The organism is Methylibium sp., from assembly GCF_013817365.1.
GTDB lineage: Bacteria > Pseudomonadota > Gammaproteobacteria > Burkholderiales > Burkholderiaceae_C > Methylibium.
Genome location: NZ_JACDCU010000490.1, coordinates 1 through 2881, shown reverse-complemented (window position 1 = coordinate 2881; position 2881 = coordinate 1). Strand labels below are relative to the sequence as shown.

At 69.3% G+C, this 2881-nt stretch carries 2 protein-coding genes; both read right to left on the bottom strand.

Annotated features, from left to right (window positions below; genetic code table 11):
• Positions 1–2175: type II secretion system secretin GspD (gene gspD, locus H0W38_RS20270; protein ID WP_292457568.1), on the bottom strand; the 2175-nt coding region annotated here is incomplete at its 3' end.
• A gap of 2 nt (positions 2176–2177) precedes the next feature.
• A partial coding sequence (gene gspN / locus H0W38_RS20265; RefSeq protein ID WP_292457566.1) for a type II secretion system protein N occupies positions 2178–2881 on the bottom strand: 704 nt, incomplete at its 5' end.

The following is a 2881-nucleotide window of genomic DNA, read 5'->3' as shown; positions in this document are numbered from 1 at the left end:
CGCGCCGGGTGCGCGCAGCGGCGGCAGCACCGGCGCTTCGTTGATGGGCAGCAGCGCGCGCGGCTCGGGCTGGCTGTTTTGCTGCTGGCCGCGGATGAGGTCGTAGCGGTCGAGCGTCAGGTTGGTGCCGGCATTGGCGTCGCGGATCACCACCGGACGCAGGAACACCATGAGGTTGCTCTTGGTCCGGGTACGGTTCTCGTTGCGGAAGAGACCGCCGACGTAGGGCAGGTTGCCCAGCCCGGGCACCTTGTCCTGGTTGTTCTGGAACTGGTCCTGCATCAGGCCGCCGAGTACCAGGATGTCGCCGTCGTCGACGACCACGGTGGTTTCGATCGAGCGCTTGTTCGTCACCAGGCCGGCGGTGGCGTCGGCCACGCCTTGCGAGACGTTCTGGTTCACGACGCTCGAGGCTTCCTGGTAGATGACCATGCGCACCGTGCCGTTTTCGCCGATCTGCGGCTTCACGCGCAGGGTGATGCCGACGTCCTGCCGCTCGATGGTCTGGAACGGATTGACGGTTCCGCCGGCGCCGCCGACGCCGGTGAAGGAGCCGGTCACGAAGGGCACGTTCTGGCCGACCACGATCTTGGCCTCCTCGTTGTCCAAGGTCACGAGGTTGGGCGTGGAAAGAATGTTGCCGTCGGCGTTGGTTTCCAGGAAGCGCGCCAGCGCGCCCAGCGTGTAGATGCCGCCGTACTTGCGGATGATCCCCAGGTTCAGGCCCGAACTGGGCAGCGGCAGCGAGCTGCCGCCCGTGGCGCTGCCGCCGGCCCCGGCCGCAGCAAGCGATAGATTGAGGATGTTGTTGCCGCCGGTGCCGAAGTTGGTGCCGCCCAGTACACCGAACTTGTCGCCGCTGTTGCCGATCAGGCCCTGCCACTGCACGCCCACGTCGGCCGCCTTGGTGGCGTTGACTTCCACCAGCAAGGTCTCCACGTAAACCTGGGCGCGGCGCTCGTCGAGCTTGTCGATCACCGCACGCAGTTGGCGGTACAGCGGATCGGGTGCGGTGATGATCAGCGAGTTGGTGGCCGGGTCGGCCTGGATGAAACCGCCTGTGGAGGGCGCCGCCGCGGCGCTGACCGGGCTCGTGGACTGCTGCGAAGCACCGGTCGCGTTTTGCCCCCCGAGCGCATTGGTGCCGCCGAACGCCTGCTGTTGACCCTGCGGTTGGCTTTGCGTCTGGCCGGTGATGGGGCCGGTCTGTCCGCCGCCGCCGCCGCGCGCGTCGGTGGCAAAGGCAGCCCGCAGCACCTGAGCCAAGCGTGTGGCGTCAGCGTTCTTCAGGTAGACCACGTAGATGCCGCTGCCGCCGGTGCCGTTGGCGCCCGGCTGGTCGAGCTTGGCCACAAGTGCGCGTACCTGCGCGAGCTTGGCCCGGTTCGAGGCCCGCACGAGCAGCGAGTTGGTGCGGGTATCGACCATCACGGCCAGCGCATTGGCCGATCCTGGCGCACCGGGCGCACCCGGCGATTCGGACAGGCGCTGCACGACAGGCGCCAGGTCGGCGGCGACCGCATAGGCGAGCGGCAGAACCTCGACGTCTGTGGCGTTGGGCACGTCGATGGCCGCGATCATCTTGGCCAGACGCTGCAGGTTGTCGGCGTAGTCGGTGATGACCAGCGTGTTGTTGCCCGGGTTGGCATTGATGGTGTTGTTCGGGCTGATCAGCGGGCGCAGCACCGTGACGAGGTTGTTGGCGCTCTCGTGCTGCAGCCGGAAGATCTGCGTGATGATCTGGTCGCCTCGCCGTGACACGGAGTCGCCGATGGACACCGTGCCGGTCTGCAGCTTGGCGTCGGCCTCGGGCACCACCTTGAGCAGCCCGGCCACCTCGACCACTGTGAAACCCAGGCCGCGCAGCGCCGCGAGGAAGTTCAGATACGCCTCGCGCGGCGGCAGTGCCTGCTCGCTGTAGAGCGTGATCTGGCCCTTGACGCGCGGGTCCACGATGATCTGGCGGTCCAGGATGGCGCCCATGGCACGCGCCACGCCTTCGATCTCGGCATTGACGAAATTGAGCGTCACCGGCTCGCGCGAAGGCCCGCGAGGCGCCTGCTGCGCCAGCGCGAACGGCGCGGCGGCCGCCAGCAGCAGCGCCAGCGCGCAGGCCGTCGCAAGTGCGCGTGCCGGGAGGCTGGTGCCGGGCGGTGTGGGAACAAGAAGGCTCATGATCATCCGATTGAAATGACGGACCGGGCGCCGTCGCGCCGCCCGATGATGTTCAGCAGGTTGTCGAGGGCCGGTCGATCGGCTTCGGTGGCGGCGCGTGCCTCGCCGCGAAAATCGAGGCCGCCCGGGCCGAGCGTGCCTTGGCCGGTGAGCTGAAGCGCGCCCTCGGTGGTGCCGAGGTCGAGTTGGGTGGTGCCGGCGCTTGCCGGGTCGCCCGAAACCTCGAAGCGGTAGCTGCCCAGGGTCTCCAGCGTGGTGATGCTCGAGGCCACGTCGATCAGTTCCAGCGCCGCGCGGCCCTCGACCAGCCAGCGCCCCTGCACCCATTGCACGCTCAGGCCCGACGGCGAGCTCAGGCGCAGGCTGCCGCCGAGCTGCAGGGTGTTCCAGGGCGTGCCGAGGCCGGAAAGCCACTCGGCCGGCCACTGGCCGATCCAGCCCTGCCGGGCTTGCAGCGTGGTCGTGATCCGGCCCCAACCGGGCCGGACGGTGATGACCGGCCGGCCGTTCAGGCAGCACGCGTGTTCCAGCCGCAGCGCCAGCGCCAGGCCGGCCGGGCGCAAGGTCCATTGCAGGCGCCCGGGCAGTGAGCGCGCCTCGCGGCTGTCGCTGCCGCCGGCCAGCACCGCCACGGCGCTGCCGTTCCACACGCTGCCCTGGGCATCGGCCAACAACAGGTGGCCGCCGCTGGCGCGCTGCATCCAGC